The following is a 25,108-nucleotide window of genomic DNA, read 5'->3' on the forward strand; positions in this document are numbered from 1 at the left end:
GCCGAGACAACGCGGCGAGGTGCCGTGCCGGGCGGCGCGGGGGCGTGCCCCACTTCCCCCAGACCGCTTAGGCCGTCCCACTGCCGGCCCCCGAGCTCCGGGGGCCGTCAGTCGAAGCGGCCGCCCGTCGCAGGCCGGACCGACGCGGCCACCGCGGCCGCGAGCCCAGGCACCTCGCCCGGCCGCACGCCGGACACCGTGATCCGTACGCCCGGCCCCGACTCCACCCGAAACCGGCTGCCCGGGGCCACCGCCCAGCCCGCGGCCAGCAGCCGCGTCACCGCCCCCGTCTCGTCGGCGACGGGCACCCACACGTTCATCCCGCTGCGCCCGTGGGCCCGTACGCCCCGCTCCCGCAGGGCCGCGACCAGCCCGTCCCGCCGCTCCCCGTAGGAGCGCGCGACCGCCGCCCGGTCCACCGCGCCCGAGGTCCACAGCTCGACCACCGCGTACTGGAGCAGCCGGCTCACCCACCCCGGGCCGAGCCGCTGCCGCCCGCGTACCCGGTCCAGGGTCACGGCGTCGCCGGTCAGCACCGCCAGCCGCAGGTCGGGCCCGTACGCCTTCGCCGTGGACCGCACCAGCGCCCAGTGCCGGGTCACCCCGCCCAGCGAGTGCAGCGGCAGGTCCACGATGGCGTGCCCGTGGTCGTCGTCGACCACCAGCACCTCCGGGTACCGCGCCAGCACGCCGCGCAGCTCCGCCGCCCGGTCCGCGCCGACCGCCGCCCCGGTCGGGTTCTGCGCCCGCGCCGTCACCAGCAGCGCCCGCGCGCCCTCCGCGAGCACCCGTTCCGCTGCCGAGACGACCGGCCCGTCGTCGTCCACCGCCACCGGCACCACGCGCAGACCCAACGCCGCCGCCAGGTCCAGCACGCTCCCCCACCCCGGGTCCTCGACGGCCACCGCGTCCCCCGGCCGCAGATGCGCGGCCAGGACCCGCTCGATCCCGTCCAGCGCGCCCGAGGTCACCCCCACCGGCCCGGCGGGCACCCCGTCCGCGTCGAGGTCGGCCCGGGCCAGCCGCTGCAGCTCGGGTACCACCGGGTCGTCCCCGTACAGCGTCGGCGCCTGTGCGTACCGGCGCGCGGCCTCGGCCAGGGCCCCGTCCAACGAGGGCAGCAGCCGTACGTCCGGATTCCCCGAGGCGACGTCCCGCGCCCCGGGCGGCACCGCCATCCGCAGTTCGTCGCGCGGCGCACTCGCCGGCCGCCCCCGTACCCGGCTGCCGCGCCGCCCGTCGGTCTCGATGACCCCGCGCTCGCGCAGCGTCCGGTACGCGGCCGCCACGGTGTTCGGGTTGACCCCGAGCACCCCCGCGAGCTCCCGCATCGGCGGCAGCAGCGTCCCGGGCGCGAGCGCGCCCGATCCGACGCCCGCTTCGACACTGGCCGCGATATCCGATGCGCGACGTCCTGCAATCCGATACTCTCCTAGCACAAACCCCAGTATGCACTAGTACAACGGAGCGCGCATCATGACCGCCACGACCGACACGCAAGAGATGCCCGAGACGAACGGGACGACCGGCGGCTACGAGCCCACCGACCGCACCGTCCCGAGCCGCTCCCGCGAGCGGGCGCGCTACGACCGCGAGACGGTCCACTCGATACTCGACCAGGCCTACGTCTGCCACCTCGGCTTCGTCCGCGACGGCGCGCCGGTGGTCCTGCCGACGCTCTACGGCCGGGTCGGCGAGACCCTGTACGTCCACGGCTCGACCGGTTCGCGCCCGCTGCTCGCCGCCGGCCAGACCGACCCGGGCCTGCCCGTCTGCTTGACCGTGACGCACGTGGACGGCCTGGTGCTGGCCCGGTCGGCCTTCCACCACTCGATCAACTACCGCTCTGTGATCGTGCACGGCACCGCGTACCAGGTGACCGACGAGGACGAGCGCCGGATGGCACTGGACGCCCTCGTCGACCACGTGGTGCCGGGCCGCTCGGCCGACTCCCGGCCCGCCAACGCGAAGGAGCTCGCCGCCACCGCGGTGATCCGCCTGGACCTGAACGAGGTGTCGGCGAAGCTGCGCACCGGCGGCCCCAACGACGAGCCAGAGGACATGGACCTGCCCTACTGGTCGGGCGTGGTCCCGGTCGCGCCGGTGCACGGGACCCCGATCCCGGCCGACGACCTGGCCCCCGGGATCGCCACCCCGGACTACCTCGCCGCGCTCTGAGCCTCGAGGGGCTCCTCGGGCTCGCGGGTCTCATGGGTCTGATGGGTCTCACGGGCGGGCCGGACCACCGGCCCGCCCGACGGCCTGCGCGCCTCGGCCGCGATCAGCGCACCCACCGCGGTCAGCAGCAGTACGGTGCCCAGCACCACGGCGCCGGTCAGCCGCTCACCGAGCACCAGCACGGCGATCACCGCCGCACTGACCGGCTCGATCAGCATGATCACGGACACCGTCGCGGCCCGCACCGCGGCGGCCCCGGTGAAGTACAGCGCGTACGCCAGGGCCGTCGGCACGGTGGCCACGTACACCAGCAGCCAGAGCACCCGCCCGAGTTCGGCGGTGTGCGGCATCAGCCCCTCCGCCGCGGCGAGCGGCAGCAGGCACACCGTGCCCACCGCGACCGACCAGGCGGTGGTGACCAGCGGGTCGCCGCCCGCCCCGCGCCGCCCCAGCGAGCGGGCCCGCAGGGTCATCGCGGCGTACCCGGCGGCCGACAGCAGGGCCCAGCCCACGCCGGCCGGCCGCACCTCGCCGCCCCCGCCGCCCAGGACCAGCACGGCGAGCCCGGCGAGCGCCCCGACGACGGCGGCCACCCCGCCCCGGCCGAGCCGCTCGCCCATCCAGTGCCGCGCCCCGAGCGCGATCAGCACCGGCCCGGCGCCCAGGGTCACCACCGTCCCGACCGCGAGGCCGGTCTCCCGTACGGCGGCGAAGTACGCGGCCTGGAACAGGGTGAACATCAGCCCCGTCCCGATCAGCGAGGCCACCGAGGGCCGCGCTGCCCGCCGCGGGCCCCGGGGCCGGCGTACGGCGAGCACCCCCAGCAGCACCACCAGCCCGCCGGCGCACCGCCAGAACGACAGGGCGAGCGGGCCGAGGTCACTGGCCAGGAAGAGGAGGGAGGCGGCCGCCCCGGCGGTGCCCCAGGCGGCTCCGGCGACGACGAGATACAGCAGACTGCGCCCAGAAGCGGGCGAAAGATTCGACACGAGTGTGCTCCGCGCATGCGTGAAGGATGAAAGAGGAAGGTCATCGCTTCGCGGGCAGCGCGGACCCGCCCGGGAACTCCCCGGGCCGGGTCTTCGCACAAGGGACAGCTGCCCGCGGCTACGCGGCGGGAGGCGGAAGCACGGTCGAATGCATGATCGCCACCTTAGGCCGTCGTCGTCTCGCGGTCCAGAACAGCCGATTGCGGATCCGCCGCTCCCGGCGGAGTGGGCCTCGAGGACTGTGCGATGAAGGCCCCGCCGAGCACCAGCGCACCGCCGACGATCTGCGGGGTCGAGAGGTGCTCGCCCAGCAGGATCCAGGCGAGGACGGTGGCCACGACCGCCTCCAGGCAGGCCACGACCCCGGCCACCTGCGGCGAGAGCTTGCGCACCGAGACCACGCCGGTCAGGTACGCGAAGACCGTCGCGATCAGCACCACCCAGCCGAGCAGGACCCACGCGGGCACCCTCAGGTCCCCCATCGCCGCGTACCCGCCCAGCACCTGCCAGTCCATCTGCCACGGCCGCGCGATCACCGTCATCACCAGCGCGCCCACGAGCATGCCGTACGCGATCACCCCGAGGGGGTCGGGCACCTCGTCCCCGGCGCCGTCGGCACCGTGGTCCGCGAACACGAAGTAGAAGGCCTGGCAGCAGGCGGCGGCGAGGCCGAGCAGCACCCCAAGCAGGTCCAGGTTCAGCCCGGACCAGATCTCGACGACACAGGCCAGCCCCACGACGGCCACGGCGGCGCCGGCCGCGGCGGCCCGGGTCACCGGCTTGCGCTGCACGAAGCGGATCCAGCCGAGCAGCAGCGCCGGGCCGAGGTACTCCAGGAGCAGGGCCACGCCGACCGGGATCCGGGACAGCGAGGCGAAGTAGAAGGCCTGCACGCCCGCGACGCCGACGAGGCCGAAGCCCGCGAGCAGCAGGGGTTTGCGCAGCAGGAGGCCGCGGTGCCGCCAGGCCAGCGGGGACAGCACCAGCGCCGCCCCGGCCACCCTGAGCCAGACCACGTGCAGCGGGGCCAGACCCGCCTCGATCAGCGGCTTCGCCGCCACACCCGAACCACCGAACGCGAACGCCGAGACGAGCGCGAGGCCCAGTCCGGCGTTTCTCCCTGACGCTTGCATCCGGCCATCATGGCAGGGCCGGTCAGCACCGTCACAGGTGTGACACCTGTTGAGACGCATCCGAGACCCACCGTGACCGGGCCGGCCATTTCTGACAGGTCGTCAGTATTGAATGTTCCGCCCGCCGGGGCTACGTTCCGCCGCACGTACCCGACGAGAAGGGGTGGTCGCATGGCCGAAGTCACCGCGGAATCACGCATCGAGGCGCCCGCCGCGAAGCTCTGGGCCCAGCTGACGGACTGGGCGGCGTACGGCCAGTGGAGCATGACCCACACGAATTTCCCGAAGGGCGGCCCCGAGACCCTCGCGGTCGGCGCCACCTTCGAGGAGAACATGAAGATGATGGGCTTCCCGGCCGAGGTTGCATGGACGGTCTCGGAGCTGGAGACCGAGCGCGTCTTCGCCATCACGGGCAAGGGCCCGATGGGCGTGGCCATCCTCACCCGGTACACCCTGATCCCGGACGGCGGGGCCACCACGGTCCGCATCGACGGGGAGTTCAACGGGGCCGCCGTCTCCCTGATGGCGGGCAAGCTCAAGGACTCGGCCACCGCCGCCCTGAACGAGTCGCTCCGCAAGCTCGCCGGCCTGGTCGCCTGACCCCGTCTCCCCCGGCCGGTACGCAGGTACGACGGCGCGCCCCGCGAGAGGACTCGCGGGGCGCGCCGTTTTGCCGGCCGGCCGGCTCAGTGCTCGTCGGCCAGGATCAGGTAGAGCTTCTTGCGGGCGTCGTTGATGACCGCGAGGGCCTTCTCGCGCTGCTCGGCCGAGCCGGTCTTGAAGACCTGGCCGAAGGCCTCGAACAGGCCGATTCCGGCCGTCCGGACCTCGTGCATCGCCTCGAAGTCGAACCCGCGCCCGGCCTCGGCCCAGGGGGCCTCCGGGGCCGACTCGGCCTCGGTGCGGCCGGCGTCGGTGAGCGTGAACAGCTTCTTGCCGCCCTCGCTCTCGCTGGTGATGAGCCCCTCGTCCTCGAGCAGCTGGAGGGTCGGGTAGACCGAGCCCGGGCTGGGCTTCCAGGCCCCGCCGCTGCGCTCGCCGATCTCCTGGATCATCTCGTAGCCGTGCATCGGCCGGTCCTTGAGCAGCGCCAGGATCGAGGCGCGCACGTCTCCCCGCCGAGCCCGGCCGCGCGGTCCGCCACGTCCGCCGCGCCCACCGAAGGGGCCGCCGCCGAAGGGCGGTCCGAACGGGCCGAAGGCTCCGCGCCGTCCCTGGAACTCCTCCCGACGATCGGGCCCGCAGTGGCCGTGGCCCCGTCCGTGCTCGTGTTCGTGCTGTCCGTGTGAACGCATGACTGCGCTCCTTTCGTCTTCCGGTTTCTCGCTATCGCTCTTGCGATACGCCAACTATCGTTGACCCATCGCGATGCGTCAACGATATATCGGAAACTCATAACGAACATGCCTCTGACCAGGCCGGTCGCGCCTCAGTCTTCGGCGGTGAGTGTGGCCTCCACTCTCGTGAGCTTCGGGTCTGTGGCGCGTGCAACAGGCAGGGCGAGCAGCGCCGGCGGGGGACGGCACGGGAACGGCCGGCGACGGCGTCCACTTCGGCTGAGACGGGGCCAGTCATCCCGGATTGGCCTTTGCCGACGATCAAGAACCGGCCCTACGGTCGCTGCATGCGCCTGCGAATCGTCGATGCCTTCACCGACCGTCCCTTCCGCGGCAACCCCGCCGGGGTCCTGCTCCTCGACGGGGAGTTCCCCCCTGACACCTGGCTCCAGCAGGTCGCCACCGAGGTCAACCTCTCCGAGACGGCGTTCGCCCGCCCGCTGCCGCCCGGCGGGGACGCCGACTGGGCCCTGCGCTGGTTCACCCCGTCCGCGGAAGTCGACATGTGCGGCCACGCCACACTGGCCACGGCGCACGTGATCGCGACGAGCGGCCTGGCCACGGGGCTGATCCGGTTCACCGCCCGGTGCGGCATCCTCACGGCCGAGACCGCCGAGGACGGCACGATCACGATGGACTTCCCGACGTCCTCGCTGACACCGGTGGACGCGGACCCCGCCGTACGCAGCGCTCTGGGCGCCGAGATCAGGTCCGTCCACGACACGTCCGAGCACATCGGCGACCTGGTCGTCGAGCTGGCGGACGAACGGGCCGTACGCGAGCTCACCCCCGACATCGCCGCCCTGCGCGGCTACTCCCGCCGTGGGGTGATCGTCACCGCGGCCGCCGAGGACCCGTCCCGCGGGTACGACTTCGTCTCCCGCGGCTTCTTCCCGGCGTTCGGGATCGACGAGGACCCGGTCACCGGCAGCGCCCACACCGCGCTCGCCCCGTTCTGGGCCGCCCGCCTGGGCCGCACCTCGCTCGTCGGGCTCCAGGGCGGCGCGCGCACCGGCCTCGTCCGGGTCCGCCTGGCGGGCGACCGTACGCTCCTCACCGGCAACGCGGTCACGGTCGTCGACGGCGAACTGCTCGCCCACCCGTGACGCGCGCCGTCGTGGGCTACGGCGTCGGCAGCCAGCCCACCTTGCCCGCGAGCAGTGCGTACCCGCCGAAGGCCACGATGTCGAGCAGTGCGTGCGCGACGACGAGCGGACCCACCCGGCCCCAGCGCCGGTAGGCCAGGACGAAGACGACGCCCATCACCATGTTGCCGAGGAAGCCGCCGATGCCCTGGTAGAGGTGGTACGAGCCGCGCAGCACCGCGCTGGCCAGCAGCGCGGCCGTCGGCGACCAGCCCAGCTGATCGAGCCGGCGCAGCAGGTAGGCCAGCACGATGACCTCCTCCACCACGGAGTTCTGCACCGCGGAGAGGATCAGCACGGGGAACTTCCACCACACGTCCGGCAGCGCCTCCGGCACCACCGTGAGGTTGAATCCGCTCGCCCGCGCCGCCAGGTAGAAGGCCAGCCCCGCGCTCCCGATCCCGGCAGCGACCAGAGCTCCGCGCCCCAGGTCCCAGCCGGGCCGGGTGCGGTCGAAGCCCAGTACGCGCAGCCCCGGCGCGCCCTCCCGGGTCAGCAGGTGGGCGACCAGCAGCACCGGCACCAGCGCGGTGCCGATGCCGAACAGCTGCCAGGCCAGGTCCAGCCAGGGCCGGCCGGGGGCGTACGAGCCGTTGAGCGTGGCGGCCTGGTCCTTGAGGCCGCCCGGCTTGGTCAGCGAGCCGATGAAGCTGATCAGCGAGGAGAAGGCGCTCGCCCCCAGCGACAGCGCCAGCACGAGCAGCGTCTCGGTGCGCAGGACCCCCCGCCGCCCGTCCTCGTGCAACGCCTTGACCACCGGCTCCGGCTCCGCCCGCACGTCCGACTCCGTCCCGCCGTTCCGCTTCCGTCCACCCCATACTGCCTCGTCGGCAGGGCAAGGGGATCACCGGACCCGGAACGTGCGCAGGACGGGCCGGTTCAGCGCCGGACCGGCACCGGGGCGCTCACCTCCTCGTCCGCCAGGCCGACGGGCCAGGTGTGCACGGGATCGCCCTTGTGCATCAGCTCGCTGTAGCGCCGGGTGATCGCGGCCAGCGCCGCGTCCCTTTCCATCCCTGATGCGAGCGCCCGGTGGTAGGTGTCCACCTGCCAGGTCGCCCCGTTGGCCCGCCGCTGGCAGCGCTCCTCGATGATGCCGAGGTAGTGGTCGCGGTCGGCGGGCTCGATGCCCCAGGCGTCCAGCCCGGCCGCCGCCATCGGCAGCAGCTCGTCCAGGACCAGCCGTACGGCGGACACGCCGGCCAGGCCGCCGCCGCGGCCCCGGCGCGGCCAGCGCAGCCGCGCGTCGATCCCGTACCGGCAGGCCGCGTCGAAGTTGGCCTCCGCCTCGGCGAACGGCAGCCGGGTCCACACCGGCCGCTGCTCGTCGGCGAGTGTGCGGACGAGCCCGTAGTAGAAGGCGGCGTTCGCCACGACGTCGGCGACCGTCGGCCCGGCCGGCAGCACCCGGTTCTCCACCCGCAGGTGCGGCATCCCGTCGGCGACCCCGTACACCGGCCGGTTCCACCGGTAGACCGTGCCGTTGTGCAGGACCAGTTCCTGCAGGCTCGGCACCCCGCCCTCGGCGAGCACGCGCAGCGGCTCCTCCTCGTCGCAGATGGGCAGCAGGGCCGGAAAGTAGCGGACGTTCTCCGCGAAGAGCTCGTACGCCGACTCCACCCAGCGCTCCCCGAACCAGGTCCGCGGCCGCACCCCCTGGGCCTGGAGCTCGGGCGGCCGGGTGTCGGTGGCCTGGGTGAACAGCGGCGGCCGCGACTCCCGCCACAGCTCACGCCCGAACAGGAACGGGGAGTTGGCGCCGACGGCTATCTGCACGGCGGTCACCGCCTGCGCCGCGTTCCACACGTCGGCGAACCGGGCCGGCGTCACCTGCAGGTGCAGCTGTACGGAAGTGCAGGCGGCCTCCGGGACGATCGAGCCGGTGCTCCACGTGAGCCGCTCGACCCCGTCGATGTCGAGCATGAAGTCCTCGCCGCGCATCATCAGGATCTGCTCGTTCAGCAGCGAGTAGCGGTCCACCGCCGAGAGGTTCGCGGTGACCAGGTCGGAGCGGGTGATCGTCGGCAGGATGCCGATCATCACCACCCCGGCGTCGATCTCCGCGGCCTGCCGGTGGGCATAGCCGAGCCCCGCACTCAGTTCCTCGGCGAGCTGGTCGAATACCCGGCCGCCGAGCCGGTGCGGAAGGACGTTCACCTCCAGGTTGAACATTCCGAGTTCGGTCTGGAAATCAGGGCTCGCAATCCGCTCCAGAACCTGGGCATTCACCATTCTCGGCAACCCGTCGGAACCTGCGAGATTCAGCTCGATCTCCAGCCCCATCATGTTCTTGGGCCGATCGAACCTCTTCTCCGCCAGAAGCCGCTCCAGCCCCTCCAGACACTCGTGAAGCTTCCTCCGATACTTCTGCCGATCGGACAGGTCGAATCCGCCCGCCACGACCTTCTCCCCCATCGAAGCGTCCCTCCTCGAGTGTGCCTGGCATGTGCCACCCAGGCGCGTGTGTACGGTCGATGATGCCCCGGCGGCGTGATCGATAACGCCGAGGGGGCGTGCGTGGCGGGGAGCGCGCGCCGGTTTGGCCGAAGGGCGCTATGGCACATTCACTTGGCAAGACACCGTATGCAAATTCCGCATGCGTTTTGCCGGTTCCGCATAATGGGCGCTTTCCAGCCGAGCCCCCGTCCGGTAACCTCCGAGGTCAGCGCGACATGTTCGCGCGCAACCGGCATGAATGCCATGTCAGCGGGACCGGTAAGCGCCTTGTCGGCAATAGGCGGGACAGCTAGCCGAAACACTGCGTGAACACATGTCGTATAAACTCCGCAAACGAGGCAGAGAGTTGGCGCGCGGCCATTGCCCCTCAGCCCCCCTCTGGCCCCAGAATGCGACAGCGCCGTCCGCACCTGCCCCGATCCACAGGTCTCCCAAGTGAGAGGCGACCCACCATGCCGCTGCATGTCCCTCCGGCTCCCGCGCCCGCCCTGCGCAGCGTCCTCGCGGCACTCGGTTCCCCCACCGCCGTCCACGAGGCGCACACTCCGGCCCTGCGCGCGCTGCAGGGTCCGATGACCGCCGAACTGCCGCTTCCGGTCCACGTCCTCGACCGGTTGAACATCTCGGAGCTGGCTGCGGGTGGCCGTCCGCCCCGTACCCGGCTGACCGCCTGGCGGTTCCTGATCCGCAGCGGCGACCGCTACGTCGCCGCCGCGGACACCCGGCTGACGCCGGACGGCTGGGCCTTCTCCCACTTCTTCGAGGGCCCCTACGTCGCGGCCACCGAACGCGCCCTGCGCCAGGCGGAATCCCTCGGCAAGAGCTACCAGCCGCGGCTGCTCTCCGTACCGGAGCTGTACATGCTGACGCTGTGGCTGCACGGGGCGGTCGGCGCCGACGCCTCCTCCGGGCTGCCGGCCGCGGCGGATCTGCTGGTGCCGCTGGCGCCGGCCCCGCCCGGCATCGCCGCGTACCGGCCGCATCCGGTGTCCGAGCTGCTGCCCGTGATGACCCACCGGCTCGCTCCGCCGAGTCCGCCGCTCCCGCCGTCGCTGGCCGCGCCGGCCGCCTGACCCGGGGCCCGAGCAGGCCCCGAGCAGGCCCCGAGCGGAGCCCGAGCGGAGCCCGAGCCGGTTCCGGGCATGATCCGAGCGGCGTCCGGACATGGCCTGAGCTGGCCCGATGCGGGGCCGGTGACCCGTACGACCCATTCGGTCTAGCCCACTCGGGTCACCTGCGAACCACCCGAAATGACAGGGGAGTTGAGCTGAACCGCCCGCACGAGTGATGCGTCATCAATCTATGAGGACAGCTGCCGGGAAATCCCTGCGGACTCTAGTCCGGGGGGCAACACTGGGACCCTGACCAAACCAAGACGTTGATACGGGGGGCGGCCATGAACAACGCATCGAGCCGCAGCACACAGACCACATCGCAGCGAAAGAACGCATCCATGTGCCAGCACCAGCCAGCGTGCCCGTCAGCCGACTCCGCCGACCGGGAGGCCGCCAAGCCCGTGGCCAACCACCCGGAACAGGGCTGGAGCCTGCTGTGCAACGGCGTCCTGCTCTTCGAGGACACCGGTGAGCTGCTGCCGGACGGCCAGATCATCGCCCCGCACCGCCCGCTCGCGGCGGCGCAGGTGATGAAAGCGGCCTAGTCCGACGACAGCACGGAGTGAACGCAACGGAACAGAGCGCAGAGGGGCCGGCCCGGGAATCATTCTCCCGGACCGGCCCCTTCGTCATGCCGTCATGTCATACGAATATGTCATGTCACCGAACGGACACGGTGTCGTAGTGCCGTACGGCTCAGTTGTCGTACTCGTCCAGCGGCGGGCAGGAGCACACCAGGTTGCGGTCGCCGAAGGCACCGTCGATACGGCGTACCGGCGGCCAGTACTTCTCGGCCGCCGTGACCCCGCCGGGGAAGACGGCCTCGTCGCGGCTGTACGGGTGGTTCCACTCGCCGCCCAGCGCCGCCGCCGTGTGCGGGGAGTTGGCCAGCGGGTTGTCCTCCACCGGCCACTCGCCGCCCGCGACCCGCTCGATCTCGGCGCGGATGGCGATCATCGCGTCGCAGAAGCGGTCGATCTCGGCGAGGTCCTCGGACTCCGTCGGCTCGATCATCAGCGTGCCGGCGACCGGGAAGGACATGGTCGGCGCGTGGAAGCCGTAGTCGATCAGGCGCTTGGCGATGTCGTCCACGCTGACGCCCGTCGCCTTCGACAGCGGGCGCAGGTCGATGATGCACTCGTGCGCGACCAGGTTGCCCGGGCCGGTGTAGAGCACCGGGTAGTGCGGCTCCAGGCGCTTCGCGATGTAGTTCGCGCCGAGCACCGCCACCTGGGTGGCGCGCTTGAGGCCCTCGCCGCCCATGAGGCGCACGTACGACCACGAGATCGGCAGGATGCCAGCCGAGCCCCACGGCGCCGCCGAGATCGGGCCGACGCCCGTCTCCGGGCCCGCGGTCGGCTGGAGCGGGTGGTTCGGCAGGTACGGGGCCAGGTGCGCCCGGACACCGACCGGGCCGACGCCCGGACCGCCGCCGCCGTGCGGGATGCAGAAGGTCTTGTGCAGGTTCAGGTGCGAGACGTCGCCGCCGAAGTGACCCGGCTTGGCGAGGCCCACCAGGGCGTTCAGGTTGGCGCCGTCCACATAGACCTGGCCGCCGGCCTCGTGCACCTGGGCGCAGATGTCGGCGACGTGCTCCTCGAACACACCGTGCGTGGAGGGGTACGTGATCATCAGCACGGCGAGCTCGTCGCGGTACTGCTCGATCTTGGCGCGCAGGTCGGCCGCGTCCACCTCGCCGTCGTCGGCGGTCTTGACGACGACGACCTTCATGCCGGCCATCACGGCGCTGGCGGCGTTGGTGCCGTGCGCGGAGGACGGGATGAGGCAGACGGTGCGCTGCTCGTCGCCGTTCGCCCGGTGGTAGGCCCGGACGGCCAGCAGGCCGGCGAACTCACCCTGGGAGCCGGCGTTCGGCTGGATGGAGACCTTGTCGTAGCCGGTGACCTCGCAGAGACGTTCCTCCAGCTCGGAGATGAGCGTGAGGTACCCCTCGGCCTGCTCGACCGGGGCGAACGGGTGCAGCTGGCCGAATTCCGGCCAGGTGACCGACTCCATCTCGGTGGTCGCGTTGAGCTTCATGGTGCAGGAGCCCAGCGGGATCATGCCGCGGTCCAGCGCGTAGTCCTTGTCCGCCAGCTTGCGCAGGTAGCGCAGCATCGCGGTCTCGCTGCGGTGCTGGTGGAAGACCGGGTGCGCCAGGTAGTCGTCCGAGCGCAGCAGGCCCTCGGGCAGGGCGTCGGCGGTGGTCTCGTCGAGGGCCTCGATGTCGGCGCTCACGCCGAAGGCGGCCCAGACGGCCTCGACGCCGGCGCGCAGGGTGGTCTCGTCGCAGGAGACGGAGACGTGGTCGGCGTCGACCTGGAACAGGTTGACCCCGCCCTCACGGGCGGCGGCGGCGACCTCGGCGGCCTTGCCGGGCACCCGGGCGGTGAGGGTGTCGAAGTACGAGCCGTGTACGAGCTCGACCCCGCCGGCCGTCAGACCGGCCGCGAGCAGGGCCGCGTAGCGGTGCGTACGGCGGGCGATCGTCCGCAGGCCGTCCGGACCGTGGTAGACGGCGTACATGCCGGCCATGACGGCGAGCAGCACCTGCGCGGTGCAGATGTTGCTGGTCGCCTTCTCGCGGCGGATGTGCTGCTCACGGGTCTGCAGCGCCAGGCGGTACGCCTTGTTGCCGTCCGCGTCCACAGAGACGCCGACGAGGCGGCCCGGCAGCGAGCGGGCGTGCTTGTCCTGGACGGCCATGTAGCCGGCGTGCGGGCCGCCGAAGCCCATCGGGACGCCGAAACGCTGGGTGGTGCCGACGGCGATGTCCGCGCCGAGCGCGCCCGGGGAGGTCAGCAGGGTCAGGGCGAGCAGGTCGGCGGCGACGGCGACGATCGCGCCGAGGCCGTGCGCCTGGTCGATGACCGGCTTGATGTCCCGTACGGCACCGGAGGCGCCCGGGTACTGGAGGAGCACACCATAAACGCCGCGCTCGGCGACCTCGGCCGGGATGCCCTCGGACAGGTCGGCGACGACGATCTCGATGCCGATCGGCTCGGCGCGGGTCTCGATCACCGCGATGGTCTGCGGCAGAGCGTCGGCGTCGACGAGGAAGATGTTCCCCTTGGACTTGCCCACGCGGCGGGCCAGCGTCATGGCCTCGGCGGCCGCGGTGCCCTCGTCGAGCAGGGAGGCGCCGGAGGTCGGCAGGCCGGTGAGGTCCGCGACGACGGTCTGGAAGTTGAGGAGCGCCTCGAGGCGGCCCTGCGAGATCTCGGGCTGGTAGGGCGTGTACGCCGTGTACCAGGCCGGGTTCTCCATGACGTTGCGCAGGATCACCGGCGGCGTGAAGGTCCCGTAGTAGCCGAGGCCGATCATCGGCGTCAGGACCTGGTTGCGGTCGGCGAGCGAACGCAGCTCGGCCAGCACCTCGGCCTCGGTCAGCGCCTCGGGCAGGTTCAGCGCCTCGGCGCTCTTGATCACATCCGGTACCGCGGCGGCGGTCAGTTCGTCCAGCGAGCCGTAGCCCACGTGGGCGAGCATCTTCGCCTGCGCCTCGGCATCCGGGCCGATGTGGCGCTGCTCGAAGGGGATCCCTCGCTCAAGCTGGGAGAGCGGAATGCGGTTGGCGGTCATGTACGGAGGCCTCCTGGGTCGTACGACCTGCGAGGGGTACCACGGCGCGGGCACCCGGACGGCCTCCCCCTCTGTCATCTCAACCTGAGAGCTTCACCGGAGCCGCGAGGATGACCCGCGGATTCCGGCTTTCACCGTCGGTGAGGAGAGGAACCGGCACTGCGCACCCGGTACCCGCCCCTGCTTTCCAGAGTGGCCTCGTCACGTGCGGTACGTATGCCTGAGAGATTCCGGGGAGGATTTGCTCCTTCGGCGCCTCCGTCATGCTCACTCGGAGGACTCTCCCGCACAGGGTCAACAGCCGTCACCCAGCCTACCAGCGAGGTTCTCGGCCCTCCCTCGAGTGGCCCCCACTCCGGAAATGCACTTTTGTAGTCGTTACGGAGGAGTTGCGACCATATGGAGGGACCGTGCAGACCGACATCGATCCGCGCAGCCTGATCGGCCGCAAGGCGTTCGACCGCAACGGAACCAAGATCGGCACCGTCGACGAGGTCTACCTCGACGATGCCACAGGCGTGCCCGAGTGGGCCGCCGTCCGGACAGGCCTGTTCAGCCGGGACGCGTTCGTTCCGCTGGAACCGAGCGAGGTGGTCGACGACACCCTGCGGGTCCCCTTCGAACGCTCCCTCATCAAGGACGCCCCGGACTTCGGCGTCGGCCGCCACCTCTCCCCCGAACAGGAGCTGCAGCTCTACCACCACTACGGACTGGACGTCTCCCTCCCGTCGGACATCCAGCGCGACTTCGGCCGCCTGGCGAACGGCGACGACACCCCCTGAGCGACGCTTAGCCCGCGCTTAGCCCTCTTCCGGTACGGGTTCCCCTACCGCGGGTTCCCCTACGAGGGGCAGCGGATCGGACGGCTCCAGCTCGGGGTCGTCCACCCGGAAGGTGCGCACCCGGCCCGGTGGCGATCCGGGCCGCTCGAACCGCACGGTCACCCTCCCGACCCCGCTGCCCTGCACCCACCCGGGCCCGTACACGGCATGCCGTACGTCACTCCCGGCCGCCCAGCGGCGCTCCCGGACGGGCTCCGGCTCCCCGGCCGGCTCCACACCCTCGGGGGCCTCTGCTGGCCCACCAGACCCTGCCGGCCCAGCGGGGGCACTGGACCCGCCCGGCCCTCCCGTCCCGGCGGCCTCCGCAGCCCCGTCCGGCTCGGCGGCCCCTCCCTCGCCCGCTGAGGCCGCCTCCGCAGCCATGGACTGCGCGAACAGGTCCTCCTGCGTGTAGTCCGCCAGTCCGGTCACGCCCACCCCCAGCAGCCGCACCCCGCCCGTGGTGTCCACTGCCTCCAGCAGCCGCGCCGCGGCCTCCCGCACCACCGCAGGGTCGTCGGTGGGCCCCCGAAGCGTCTCCGAGCGCGTCAGGGTCGAGAAGTCGTACCGCCGCACCTTCAGCACGATCGTGCGCCCGGAGTGCCCCGAGTCCCGCAGCCGGTGCACACACCGGTCGGCGAGCCGCTGCACCTCGTTCCGGATCCGCACCCGGTCGTGCAGGTCCACGTCGAAGGTGTCCTCGACCGACACGGACTTCGCGTCGCGCTCGGCGACCACCGGCCGGTCGTCCAGCCCCAGCGCCATCCGGTACAGCCCGACCCCGTGCGAGCGCCCGACCATCCGGACCAGCTCGTCCTCGCCGGCCTCGGCCAGCTCCCCCACGGTGGTGATCCCGGCCCGCCGCAGGTGCTCCCCGGTGGCCGGCCCCACCCCCGGCAGGGTCCGCACGGACATCGGCGCGAGCAGGGCCCGCTCCGTCCCCGGCTCGATCAGCAGCAGCCCGTCCGGTTTGGCCTCCTCCGAGGCCACCTTCGCCAGCATCTTCGACCCCGCCAGCCCCACCGACGCACTGAGCCCGGTCGCCGCCAGGATCTCCGCCCGCAGCCGCTGTCCCGTCTCCAGGGCGGATTCCGCGTCGAAGGCGGTTCCGCCCGCCTCCAGGTCCACGAAGGCCTCGTCCAGGCTGAGCGGCTCCACGAGCGGGGACAGCTCCCGCAGCAGCGTCATGACCAGGTCGCTGACCGCCCGGTACAGGCTGAAGCGCGGGATCAGGCAGGCGCCGTTCGGGCAGAGCCGCCGCGCCTGGGCCATCGGCATCGCCGAGTGCACCCCGAAGCGGCGGGCCTCGTAGGAGGCGGTTGCGACCACCCCGCGCGGGCCGAGCCCGCCGACGATCACGGCCTTGCCGCGCAGGCTCGGCTTCGATGCCTGCTCCACGGATGCGTAGAAGGCGTCCATGTCCAGATGCAGGATGGTCGGCGCGGCTCTCACAGCCCCGATGCTGCCCTACGCCACTGACAATCGGCCGGGGCCGGGCCCGGCCGATGCGCGGCCGGGCCGGGGACCGGTCTCAACCGGCCCGGTTGCGCCGTGCGGCCAGCTCGTCCGTCGGGTTGTGGCCGACCACCGTCTCGCCGGTGTCGACCCGCTCGCCGTGCAGCTGCGACAGCGCGTTCTCCACATCCCGCCAGACCACGCCCACGGCGATGCCGAAGATGCCCTGCCCACCCTGGAGCAGGCTCACGACCTGGTCCGGCGAGGTGCACTCGTACACGGTGGCGCCGTCGCTCATCAGCGTCATGCGCTCGAGGTCCGCGAAACCGCGGTCCCGTAGGTGCTGGACCGCGGTCCGGATGTTCTGCAGCGCCACACCGGTGTCCAGGAAGCGCTTGACGATCTTGAGGACGACGACGTCCCGGAAGCTGTACAGGCGCTGCGTGCCCGAGCCGTACGCGGGGCGCACCGTGGGCTCCACCAGCCCGGTACGCGCCCAGTAGTCGAGCTGCCGGTACGTGATGCCCGCCGCGGCGCACGCCGTCGGACCCCGGTAGCCGACTTGTTCGGGTGCCGGGTCCGCGCCGGCCGCTGCGATCGTCGCCGCCTCCGGCTGACGGCGCGCGGAACCTGCCGCGCTGCCGTGGAGCGGGTACGGCCCACCGTCACTCCGCACGGGGATGCCCCCGGTCGTACCGTCGCCCGTGACTCTCACGCCGACCCTCCGTCCTTGACCTGCCCCCTCGAAGGTAGGCAGTCACCAGGGGTGCGTCAACGATCGCCACACTCGGCACGCCGAGTGATAATCACCCTGAGAGTGGTTTCCCGTGCCCCATATCGGGGAAAGGCTAATCGAATGGGCTGACACTCCCTGTGGACGGCGCGGCCGGCGGCTCACTGCGGGCCGGTGCCGAAGTCCTCCGGAGAGATCTGGTCGAGGAACTCGCGGAACTTCTCCACTTCGTCCTCCTGCTCGTCCGGAATGGCGATTCCGGCGTCGTCCAGCACACCGTCGCTGCCGTAGATCGGCGTTCCCGTCCGCAGGGCCAGCGCTATGGCGTCGGAGGGCCTCGCGCTCACCTCGACCCCGCTGGCGAAGACAAGCTCCGCGTAGAAGACGCCCTCCCGCAGATCCGTGATCCGGACCTCGGTGAGCTCCTCGCCGATCGCCTCCAGCACGTCCTTGAACAGGTCGTGCGTCAGCGGCCGGGCAGGGGCCATGCCCTGCTGCGCGAAGGCAATGGCGGTCGCCTCCCCTGGTCCGATCCAGATGGGGAGGTACCGGTCGCCTCCCACTTCACGCAGGAGCACGATCGGTTGGTTGGAGGGCATTTCCACCCGGACACCCACAACGTCGAGCTCGTTCACACAGCAACCCTAGGACCTGCCCGGCAGGTTTGGGTAGTCGGGCCCCCCTCGAAGATCCCCGGGGTCAGTGCAGACGGACCCCGAGAGCCGTCTGCAGCAAGGCCTCATGGAGCCGTACGCAGAGCCCCGCGAGTTCTTTCATGGTGGCCTCGGCATGCGCCCTGGTCTGCGGGTTGCGGTGCCGCCGCAGCGGTGCCACGACCTGCTCGATCAGGCCCGCCTCCCGGTCGGCGGCTGCCTTCATGGCCCGCAGGTGCCGGGGCTCCAGCCCGAACCGGCCCAGATCCGCCACCAGGCGGGCCACCGTGAGCGCCTCGGCGTCGAATCCGCCGCCGGGAGTCTCGCCGATCAGCCCGTACGACTCCCATTCGGCGAGCTGCGCTTCGTCCACCTCGGCGGCGGCCATCAGCTCGGCACGGCCCACGCGGGCCGCCGTCGGCCGTTCCCGGCCCACCTCACCGTAGACGGCGGAAGGGCTGGCCGGATCGACGGAATCCCCGTGCGCCGTGGGCGAGGGGATACGGATCTGCTCGCCGCGGGCGAGCGCGTCCAGCTGATCGCGGATGACCTTCAACGGCAGGTAGTGGTCCCGCTGCAGACGCAGGATGCGGGCCAGCCGCTCGACGTCCTCCGTGCTGAACTTGCGGTATCCGGAAGGTGTGCGCCGGGGCTCGACGAGCCCCTCCGCCTCCAGAAAGCGAATCTTCGAGATCGTGACTTCGGGGAACTCGTCGCGCAGCATGGTGAGCACCGTGCCGATGCTCACCAGCCGCCCGGGCGAGCCGGCGGTGCCGCTCTTCGGGACACCGCCGGTCGGGGTACGCAGCATGGGACCTTCCCTCTGGGGATCCCCGGGCCGAGTCCGGGGTGGGGGTCCCCCCAGGCGGAGCCTAGGGGGCGGTCAGACGCCCCGCAGGCTCGCGTAGAAGACCATCCGGTACTTGCCGATCTGCACCTCGTCGCCGTTGTGCAGGGCGACCGAGTCGATCGGCTCACGGTTGACGTACGTGCCGTTGAGGCTGCCCACGTCGGCGACGGTGAAGCCGCCGTCCTGGCTCCTGCGGAACTCGACATGCAGACGGGAGACCGTGACGTCGTCCAGGAAGATGTCGCTCTGCGGGTGCCGGCCCGCCGTGGTCAGCTCACCGTCCAGCAGGAAGCGGCTGCCGGAGTTGGGGCCGCGCCGCACGATCAGCAGGGCGGAACCCGGAGGCAGAGCTTCCACCGCGGCCTGGGCCTCGGGGGACAGCGAGGACGACACGTGCTGTTGTCCGGACACCTCGGCCTCGTAGGCCTCGAGGCCCGAGATCGAGATGGTGGACGTGGTCTCCGAGGCACGCTCCGGCGTCAGGCCCGCCCGCAGCGGCGCGCCGCAGTTGGAGCAGAACCGGCTGGCCGCATCGCTGCGGTGTCCGCACCTGCTGCAAACCTGCTCGGCCGACATGGACGGCTCCTCGCGCCGCGGCTGCCCCGCGGAGGCATTGGTGGCATACGGGTCGGGGGCAAACCCTCCACCCGAACTTGAGGTTGATGGTTCACCGAAACCTATGCGTCCGGAACCGGCAGGGTCAACAGACGACGCGCCCGGCGCGCCCGAAACATCACCCGCGCCGGCGACCTCGTCACGGAAGAGCGGCCGGTCGCCCTGCCCTTCCACCTCTCCCTGCCCCGCGCGGTGCTTCGCTGCACCCTCCTCGCGGTTCTTCTTTCCGAACAGCTTCTCAAACAACTTCACGGGCGATTCCCCTTGAACGAAACAGACCCGCCCGTGGGGCAGGACGAACTCCGAATGCACACACCTGCCGACCCGGACATTCTCACAACGTCCGTAACCACCAGACAGTTTCCACCACGCACCACGACTTCAGTGCGCCGACCCCCCGCAGGCATCAGCCCGCGTGAGCCCGTCCGCTCCTCGTCCCGCATCACGACGATGACGACCGAGCGTAGTCAGGCTGCTTCGCAGCCCGCAAGGCATCCACAACGATCTTCGCCGACCGTGTGACGGCGACGTTGGCCTGTTCCTTCTCCAGCGTCTGCACGACACCGCCGGGAATGTTCAGAGCAGGCTCCAGATCCTGTGCCTTGCCGATCACCTTGAACTCATAAGGCTGTGCGATCTTCTTACCGTCGATCCCGATCCCACCGCCCTCGTCCGAGAAGAACGAGCCCGCCACGATGCGCACACCGTTGATCTGGATCGCCTCGGCCCCGGCCGCCCGCAGCTCCTGGAGGGTGTCCAGCAGCTGGTCCGACTGCACCTGGCCCTTGGGATCGGTGATCTTCAGCGTGATGCCCGGCCCCTGCGCTGCCACCGTACCGGCCAGGATCCCGAGTTGGCGTTCCTTCTCGATCGTCTGCCGACGAGCCTCTTCGGCCTGGTTGGAGCTGCTCTCCAACTCCTTGCGCTGGTCTTCCAGCTGCTGCTTCTCGTCCTCCAGGCGCTTGGTCCGCCCGTCGAGCTCGTCGAGGATCCGTACGAGGTCCTCCTGGCGGGCCCCGCGCAGCGCGCTGGAGTCGCTGTTCGACCGCACCTGAATGGCCAGGCCCAGCCCGAGGACGAACAGGAGCAGCGCCACGATCAGTTGCGCCCGGCTCACCCGCGGCGGCCACAGCCCCTCCGCCAGCCGCTGCCGGCCGGTCTGCGTCGGCTCGGCGGCCTTGGCGGCGGCGGCCGCCTCGGCCGGGGCGGTTTCGGTGGATTCGGCGGGCCGGGCCGGCTGGGCCGGCCGGTCGGGCTGTGCCTCCGGCTGCGCGCCCTGCTCGGGCTGGTCCTGCGGCGGCAGCTCCGAGCCCATCGGCTCCTCGGGCGGGTTGTCGTTCGTACTCATCGGCCTCACGCCCGGAACACGTGCCGGCGGATGGCCGCGGCGTTGGAGAAGATGCGGATGCCGAGGACCACGACCACACCCGTCGACAGCTGTGAGCCGACGCCCAGCTTGTCACCGAGGAAGACGATCAGCGCCGCCACGACCACGTTCGACAGGAACGACACCACGAAGACCTTGTCCACGAAGATGCCGTCCAGCATCGCGCGCAAGCCCCCGAACACCGCGTCCAGCGCCGCCACCACGGCGATCGGCAGATAAGGCTCCACGACGGCCGGCACTTCGGGCCGGACCAGAAGTCCGATCACCACTCCGGCCACCAGGCCCAGTACCGCGATCACGATGCACCCTTCTTCGGCTCTTCTGCTGTAGCTGTACGTACGGTCAGGCTCGAAGCGGCCGGCAGCCGCAGCTCGTCCGCGGGGGACAGGGTGTAGCGGATCCCGTAGTTCTCCTGCAGCGCGTGCAGGTACTGGCCGTCCGCGGAGTCCTGGAACGCGGTCCCGAGCCGCTTCTTGTCCCCCACCGCCAGCACCTCGTACGGCAGTACCAGCGGCCTGTTGTCGACCAGTATCGCGTCACCCGCGGCCCTGATCGCCGACAGCGCCGTCAGCCGCTGCCCGTTGATCGAGATGGCCTCCGCCCCGGACTGCCAGAGCCCGTTGACGATCTTCTGCATGTCCCGGTCCCGGAGCCGGCCGGTGTCCGAGAACCCGGCGTTCTCGCGCGGCTTGCCGCCGCCGCCCGACGAGGAGCCCTTGGCGTCGTCCACGACCAGCTTGACCCCCGGACCGCGGACCTCCGAGGCACCGGCCAGCAGTGCCACGAGCTGCCCCTGGTCGCCGCCGTGCTGCTTGAGCGCCTCACGCTGGCGGCCCGCGACGTTCGCCCGCAACCGCTCGATGTCCCGCTCCAGGCCGTCCGCGTGCTCGTCGGCCCGCTGCACCCGGTCGATCAGCTCCTGCCGCTCCTTGGCCAGCACCGGCGCGGCTATCCGCGCCTGGGCAGCACCCAGTGTGACGACCATGGCGGCGAGCACGAGCCCGGCGGCGAGCGCCAGCTTGGCCTTCAGGGTGCGCGGCAGGCCCGCCGTACCCTCCGCCTCGCGCCGGGCCGACGCTTCCGCATAGCCCTCGTCGAGACTGTGGTCCATCACGTGCGTCAGCAGCGACATGGATGCGTCCGGGCGCGCCGGAGGCGCCGGCGCCGAACTCCGGTTGTGGGGCGGCTGCGACATGCCGCTCATCGTCGCATGTCGGCGCCGCCCGCACCGAATGCGCCCGTCCGGTGGACAGGGAGCAAGGGGCTCCTCACCCGGTCCACCGGACTGCGCTGGTCCGCAACGTCTCCTGTGCTCAGTGCCCGGCGCCGTCCACCACGCCGGCCCACTCGTCCAGCAGGGCCTGCGCGGACGCGTCGTCGGGACCCTCGGCCCACAGGTGCGTGACCGCCTCCGCCGGATCCGGCAGGACCAGCGCCCACCGCCCGTCGGCCTCGACCACCCGCACACCGTCGGTGGTGTCCACCTGCCGGTCCCCGGCCGCCTCCACGACCCGCCGCATCACGAGCCCCTTCACCGCCCACGGGGTCGGTACGTCCCGCTTGAGTACATGAGCTCGCGGTATCCGCGCATCGATCTGACTCAGGGTGAGCTGCGTCCGTGCCACCAGACCGATCAGCTGGACGAAGGCCGCCGACCCGTCGAAGACGCTGCTGAACTCCGGGACGATGTATCCGCCCCGGCCGTCCCCGCCGAAGATCGTGTTCTCCGCCCGGCCCACCCGCGTCAGGTCGTCGGGCGAGGTCGTCGTCCACTCGACCTGCGTCCCGTGGTACGCCGCCACCTGCTCGGCGATACGGGTCGTGGTCACCGGCAGCGCCACCTTGCCGCTGCGCTTCTCCGCGGCCACGAGGTCCAGCAGCACCAGCAGCGCCCGGTCGTCCTCGATGATCCGCCCGCGCTCGTCCACCAGGGAGATCCGCTCCCCCACCGGGTCGAACCGCACCCCGAACGCGGCCCGCGCCGAGGCCACGATCTCCCCGAGCCGCACCAGCCCGGCCCGCCGGGACTCCGCGGTCTCCGTCGGCCTGGTCTCGTCGAGCCCCGGATTGATCGTCAGCGCATCCACCTCCAGCCGGCCCAGCAGGCTGGGCAGAACCAGCCCGGCACTGCCGTTGGAGGCGTCCACGACCACCTTGAGCCCGGAATCGGCGATCCCGGTCGTGTCCACCCGTCGCAGCAGCGAACCCGTATAGGCGTCGAAGACGCTGCCCGGGAACTGGAGGTCACCGATCTCGCCCGGGAACGCCCGCCGGTACTCCTGCCGCGCGTACACCCGGTCCAGCTTGCGCTGCTGCTGGAGCGAGAGGTCCGCTCCCCGCTCGTCCAGGAACACGATGTCGACCGAGTCCGGCACTCCGGGCGAGGTCCGCACCACGATCCCGCCCGCGGTACCCCGCGCGGTCTGCTGCCGCGCCACCGGCAGCGGTACGTTCTCCAGGTCGCGTACGTTGATCGCGCTGCACTGCAGCGCCGAGATCACCGCCCGCTTGAGCGCTCTCGCGCCGCGGGAGTGGTCACGGGCCGTGGTGACCGTCGCCCCCTTCTTCAGGGTCGTCGCGTACGCGCCGGCGAGCCGGACCACCAGCTCGGGGGTGATCTCCACGTTCAGGATCCCGGAGACTCCGCGGGTGCCGAAGAGGTGTGCCTGCCCGCGGGACTCCCAGATCACCGACGTGTTGACAAAGGCGCCGGCCTCGATCGTCTTGAAGGGGTAGACCCGCACGTTCCCCTGAATGATCGATTCCTCACCGACCAGACACTCGTCACCGATGACGGCCCCGTCCTCGATCCGGGCCGCCCGCATGATGTCGGTGTTCTTGCCGATGACGCAGCCGCGCAGATTGCTGTGCTGCCCGATGTAGACGTTGTCGTGGATGACGGCCCGGTGCAGGAAGGCCCCGCTCTTCACCACGACGTTGGACCCGACGATCGTGTGCTCGCGGATCTCCGCGCCTGCCTCGACCTTGGCGTAGTCACCGATGTACAGCGGCCCGCGGAGCACGGCGTCGGGGCTCACCTCGGCGCCTTCGGCGATCCACACGCCGGGCGAGATCTCGAAGCCGTCCATCTCGACGTGGACCTTGCCCTCGAGTACGTCGGCCTGCGCCTTGACGTAGCTCTCGTGCGTGCCGACGTCCTCCCAGTAGCCCTCGGCCACATAGCCGTAGATCGGCTTGCCTTCCTTCATCAGCTGCGGGAAGACATCGCCGGACCAGTCGACCGGAACATCCGGGTCCACGTAATTGAAGACCTCGGGCTCCATGACGTAGATACCGGTGTTGACGGTGTCCGAGAACACCTGGCCCCACGTCGGCTTTTCGAGGAAGCGCTCGACCTTTCCTTCCTCGTCCACGATGGTGATGCCGAATTCCAGCGGGTTCGGCACCCGGGTCAGGCACACCGTGACGAGTGCGCCCTTCTCTTTGTGGAAGCGGATGAGGTCGGTGAGGTCGAAGTCGGTGAGTGCATCGCCGGAAATGACGAGGAAAGCGTCGTCCTTCAAGGCCTCCTCGGCGTTCTTCACACTGCCGGCAGTGCCGAGTGGCTTCTCCTCGTTGGCATAGGTGAGCTCCATTCCGAGCTCCTCGCCGTCACCGAAGTAGTTCTTGACGAGTGACGCCAAGAACTGGACGGTAACAACGGTCTCGCTGAGCCCATGCCGCTTGAGCAGCCTGAGCACGTGCTCCATGATCGGCCGGTTGGCCACCGGCAGGAGCGGCTTGGGCATACTCGAGGTCATGGGGCGAAGGCGAGTGCCTTCGCCACCGGCCATCACGACGGCCTTCATGTCGGAAGAGTCCTCCTTGAGAGACGACGTTCTCGCCGACCTCACCCGTCCCGGACGGTGACTCCGCAACTCTTCCGCGTCAGCCGGGCGCCGAGCGAGCTCAATCGGCCGCGGCGTCCGCCTTCACGAGCCGGCGGACTTGCACCACGTAAAGGATTCCTGCCCACCAGTAGAGGGTTGTACCCCATCCGGCGAACGCCCATCCGAAAACTGCCCCCATCCAGGCCAACCAACCCGTACCGTCACTGAGCAACAGCAGCGGGAAGGCGTACATCAGGTTGAAGGTCGCGGCCTTGCCGAGGAAGTTGACCTGCGGCGGCGGATAGCCGTGGCGGCGCAGGATCCAGACCATGACCAGCAGCATCAGCTCACGGGCGATCAGCGCCCCGGTGAGCCACAGCGGCAGAATGTCTCGATAGGTCAGGCCGAAGAGCGTGGAGAGGATGTACAGCCGGTCCGCGGCCGGATCCAGCAGCCGGCCGAGGCTGCTGATCTGATTCCAGCGCCGGGCCAGCTTCCCGTCGAGGTAGTCACTGACCCCGCTGAGCATGAGGACCGCCAAGGCCCAACCGTCGTGCTCCTCCAGAATCAGCCAGAGGAACAGGGGCACGCCGACGAGGCGAGCCATGCTCAGGATGTTCGGAATGGTGAAAATTCGGTCCGTCTGAACCCGAGTCTCCTGGACCTCCACCCGGGGGCCTCCACTGTTGAACGTACGAACGATGCCTCATGACCCTACAGGAAGCTGCACCGGCCCTGAACGCAGAAAAGCCCCGTACCGGATACCCGGTACGGGGCTTTCTACAATGATTGTTCGGCGGCGTCCTACTCTCCCACAGGGTCCCCCCT

23 protein-coding genes and 1 riboswitch are annotated in these 25,108 nt (G+C 71.0%); of the genes, 6 read left to right on the top strand and 17 right to left on the bottom strand.

Annotated elements, in window-relative coordinates; translation table 11 throughout:
- Nucleotides 1-107: 107 nt before the first annotated feature.
- Complete coding sequence (locus tag AB0M76_RS18880) at nt 108-1,439, bottom strand: aminotransferase class I/II-fold pyridoxal phosphate-dependent enzyme (RefSeq protein ID WP_365953900.1); 1,332 nt, start codon at nt 1,437-1,439, stop codon at nt 108-110.
- A 64-nt stretch (nt 1,440-1,503) separates the two neighbouring features.
- On the opposite strand from AB0M76_RS18880, the gene AB0M76_RS18885 reads away from it, so the two are divergent.
- Nucleotides 1,504-2,178, top strand: coding sequence for a pyridoxamine 5'-phosphate oxidase family protein (locus tag AB0M76_RS18885; RefSeq protein ID WP_365953933.1), 675 nt, complete (start codon nt 1,504-1,506; stop codon nt 2,176-2,178).
- Here AB0M76_RS18885 and AB0M76_RS18890 read toward each other — a convergent pair.
- On the bottom strand, nt 2,160-3,167 hold the full coding sequence (locus tag AB0M76_RS18890) for an EamA family transporter (protein ID WP_365953901.1): 1,008 nt from the start codon (nt 3,165-3,167) through the stop codon (nt 2,160-2,162). The two genes, AB0M76_RS18885 and AB0M76_RS18890, sit on opposite strands and share 19 nt — an antisense overlap.
- A gap of 164 nt (nt 3,168-3,331) precedes the next feature.
- On the bottom strand, nt 3,332-4,300 hold the full coding sequence (locus tag AB0M76_RS18895) for a DMT family transporter (RefSeq protein ID WP_365953902.1): 969 nt from the start codon (nt 4,298-4,300) through the stop codon (nt 3,332-3,334).
- Nucleotides 4,301-4,471: 171 nt separating this feature from the next.
- On the opposite strand from AB0M76_RS18895, the gene AB0M76_RS18900 reads away from it, so the two are divergent.
- Nucleotides 4,472-4,900 carry an SRPBCC family protein gene (locus tag AB0M76_RS18900; protein WP_266669141.1) on the top strand — a complete coding sequence of 143 codons (429 nt, stop codon included), beginning with the start codon at nt 4,472-4,474 and terminating at the stop codon, nt 4,898-4,900.
- Between the two features lie 86 nt (nt 4,901-4,986).
- On the opposite strand, the gene AB0M76_RS18905 is transcribed toward AB0M76_RS18900, so the two are convergent.
- Nucleotides 4,987-5,595: a PadR family transcriptional regulator gene (locus AB0M76_RS18905; RefSeq protein WP_078987822.1), complete on the bottom strand. Its 609-nt coding sequence runs from the start codon at nt 5,593-5,595 to the stop codon at nt 4,987-4,989.
- A gap of 329 nt (nt 5,596-5,924) precedes the next feature.
- Between AB0M76_RS18905 and AB0M76_RS18910 the strand changes: the two genes are divergently transcribed.
- Nucleotides 5,925-6,743 carry a PhzF family phenazine biosynthesis isomerase gene (locus AB0M76_RS18910; RefSeq protein WP_365953903.1) on the top strand — a complete coding sequence of 273 codons (819 nt, stop codon included), beginning with the start codon at nt 5,925-5,927 and terminating at the stop codon, nt 6,741-6,743.
- A 16-nt stretch (nt 6,744-6,759) separates the two neighbouring features.
- On the opposite strand, the gene AB0M76_RS18915 is transcribed toward AB0M76_RS18910, so the two are convergent.
- Entirely contained in the window at nt 6,760-7,560 is an 801-nt protein-coding gene (locus AB0M76_RS18915) for a type II CAAX endopeptidase family protein (protein WP_267000690.1), read from the bottom strand.
- Between the two features lie 101 nt (nt 7,561-7,661).
- Nucleotides 7,662-9,197 carry a glutamate-cysteine ligase family protein gene (locus tag AB0M76_RS18920; protein WP_365953904.1) on the bottom strand — a complete coding sequence of 512 codons (1,536 nt, stop codon included), beginning with the start codon at nt 9,195-9,197 and terminating at the stop codon, nt 7,662-7,664.
- A 494-nt stretch (nt 9,198-9,691) separates the two neighbouring features.
- On the opposite strand from AB0M76_RS18920, the gene AB0M76_RS18925 reads away from it, so the two are divergent.
- On the top strand, nt 9,692-10,312 hold the full coding sequence (locus AB0M76_RS18925) for a hypothetical protein (RefSeq protein ID WP_365953905.1): 621 nt from the start codon (nt 9,692-9,694) through the stop codon (nt 10,310-10,312).
- Nucleotides 10,313-10,692: 380 nt separating this feature from the next.
- On the top strand, nt 10,693-10,899 hold the full coding sequence (locus AB0M76_RS18930; RefSeq protein ID WP_030303831.1) for a DUF5999 family protein: 207 nt from the start codon (nt 10,693-10,695) through the stop codon (nt 10,897-10,899).
- Between the two features lie 151 nt (nt 10,900-11,050).
- Here the strand turns inward: AB0M76_RS18930 and gcvP are convergent, their stop codons facing one another.
- Nucleotides 11,051-13,936 (bottom strand): aminomethyl-transferring glycine dehydrogenase, encoded by a 2,886-nt coding sequence (gene gcvP, locus AB0M76_RS18935; protein ID WP_365953906.1) that lies wholly within the window; start codon nt 13,934-13,936, stop codon nt 11,051-11,053.
- Nucleotides 13,937-14,134: 198 nt separating this feature from the next.
- Nucleotides 14,135-14,233: riboswitch (glycine riboswitch) on the bottom strand.
- A 113-nt stretch (nt 14,234-14,346) separates the two neighbouring features.
- On the opposite strand from gcvP, the gene AB0M76_RS18940 reads away from it, so the two are divergent.
- Nucleotides 14,347-14,718, top strand: coding sequence for a PRC-barrel domain-containing protein (locus AB0M76_RS18940; RefSeq protein WP_037637096.1), 372 nt, complete (start codon nt 14,347-14,349; stop codon nt 14,716-14,718).
- An 18-nt stretch (nt 14,719-14,736) separates the two neighbouring features.
- Here the strand turns inward: AB0M76_RS18940 and AB0M76_RS18945 are convergent, their stop codons facing one another.
- The 10 genes from AB0M76_RS18945 to AB0M76_RS18990 all read right to left on the bottom strand — a co-directional run bounded on the left by AB0M76_RS18945 (nt 14,737) and on the right by AB0M76_RS18990 (nt 24,950).
- Nucleotides 14,737-16,209, bottom strand: a complete 1,473-nt coding sequence (locus AB0M76_RS18945; RefSeq protein ID WP_365953907.1) for a DNA polymerase IV — start codon at nt 16,207-16,209, stop codon at nt 14,737-14,739.
- Between the two features lie 79 nt (nt 16,210-16,288).
- Nucleotides 16,289-16,927 (bottom strand): MerR family transcriptional regulator, encoded by a 639-nt coding sequence (locus AB0M76_RS18950; RefSeq protein ID WP_365953908.1) that lies wholly within the window; start codon nt 16,925-16,927, stop codon nt 16,289-16,291.
- A gap of 179 nt (nt 16,928-17,106) precedes the next feature.
- Nucleotides 17,107-17,580, bottom strand: coding sequence for a bifunctional nuclease family protein (locus tag AB0M76_RS18955; RefSeq protein WP_030009777.1), 474 nt, complete (start codon nt 17,578-17,580; stop codon nt 17,107-17,109).
- A 64-nt stretch (nt 17,581-17,644) separates the two neighbouring features.
- Entirely contained in the window at nt 17,645-18,409 is a 765-nt protein-coding gene (locus AB0M76_RS18960) for a MerR family transcriptional regulator (protein WP_365953909.1), read from the bottom strand.
- A gap of 72 nt (nt 18,410-18,481) precedes the next feature.
- A complete protein-coding gene (locus tag AB0M76_RS18965; protein ID WP_365953934.1) occupies nt 18,482-19,423 on the bottom strand; it encodes an FHA domain-containing protein in 942 nt (313 codons plus the stop codon).
- Between the two features lie 82 nt (nt 19,424-19,505).
- Nucleotides 19,506-20,420 (bottom strand): DUF881 domain-containing protein, encoded by a 915-nt coding sequence (locus AB0M76_RS18970; protein WP_365953910.1) that lies wholly within the window; start codon nt 20,418-20,420, stop codon nt 19,506-19,508.
- Nucleotides 20,417-20,749 (bottom strand): small basic family protein, encoded by a 333-nt coding sequence (locus AB0M76_RS18975; protein ID WP_365953911.1) that lies wholly within the window; start codon nt 20,747-20,749, stop codon nt 20,417-20,419. Before AB0M76_RS18975 ends, AB0M76_RS18970 begins: the two co-directional genes overlap by 4 nt.
- The gene (locus tag AB0M76_RS18980; protein WP_365953912.1) at nt 20,746-21,654 is read right to left on the bottom strand and encodes a DUF881 domain-containing protein; all 909 of its coding nucleotides are present in this window, start codon (nt 21,652-21,654) and stop codon (nt 20,746-20,748) included. Before AB0M76_RS18980 ends, AB0M76_RS18975 begins: the two co-directional genes overlap by 4 nt.
- A gap of 109 nt (nt 21,655-21,763) precedes the next feature.
- On the bottom strand, nt 21,764-24,259 hold the full coding sequence (locus AB0M76_RS18985) for a mannose-1-phosphate guanyltransferase (protein ID WP_365953913.1): 2,496 nt from the start codon (nt 24,257-24,259) through the stop codon (nt 21,764-21,766).
- A 100-nt stretch (nt 24,260-24,359) separates the two neighbouring features.
- A complete protein-coding gene (locus tag AB0M76_RS18990; protein ID WP_266631309.1) occupies nt 24,360-24,950 on the bottom strand; it encodes a CDP-alcohol phosphatidyltransferase family protein in 591 nt (196 codons plus the stop codon).
- Nucleotides 24,951-25,108: the final 158 nt, after the last annotated feature.

The organism is Streptomyces sp. NPDC051364 (genome assembly GCF_040682115.1).
Lineage (GTDB): Bacteria > Actinomycetota > Actinomycetes > Streptomycetales > Streptomycetaceae > Streptomyces.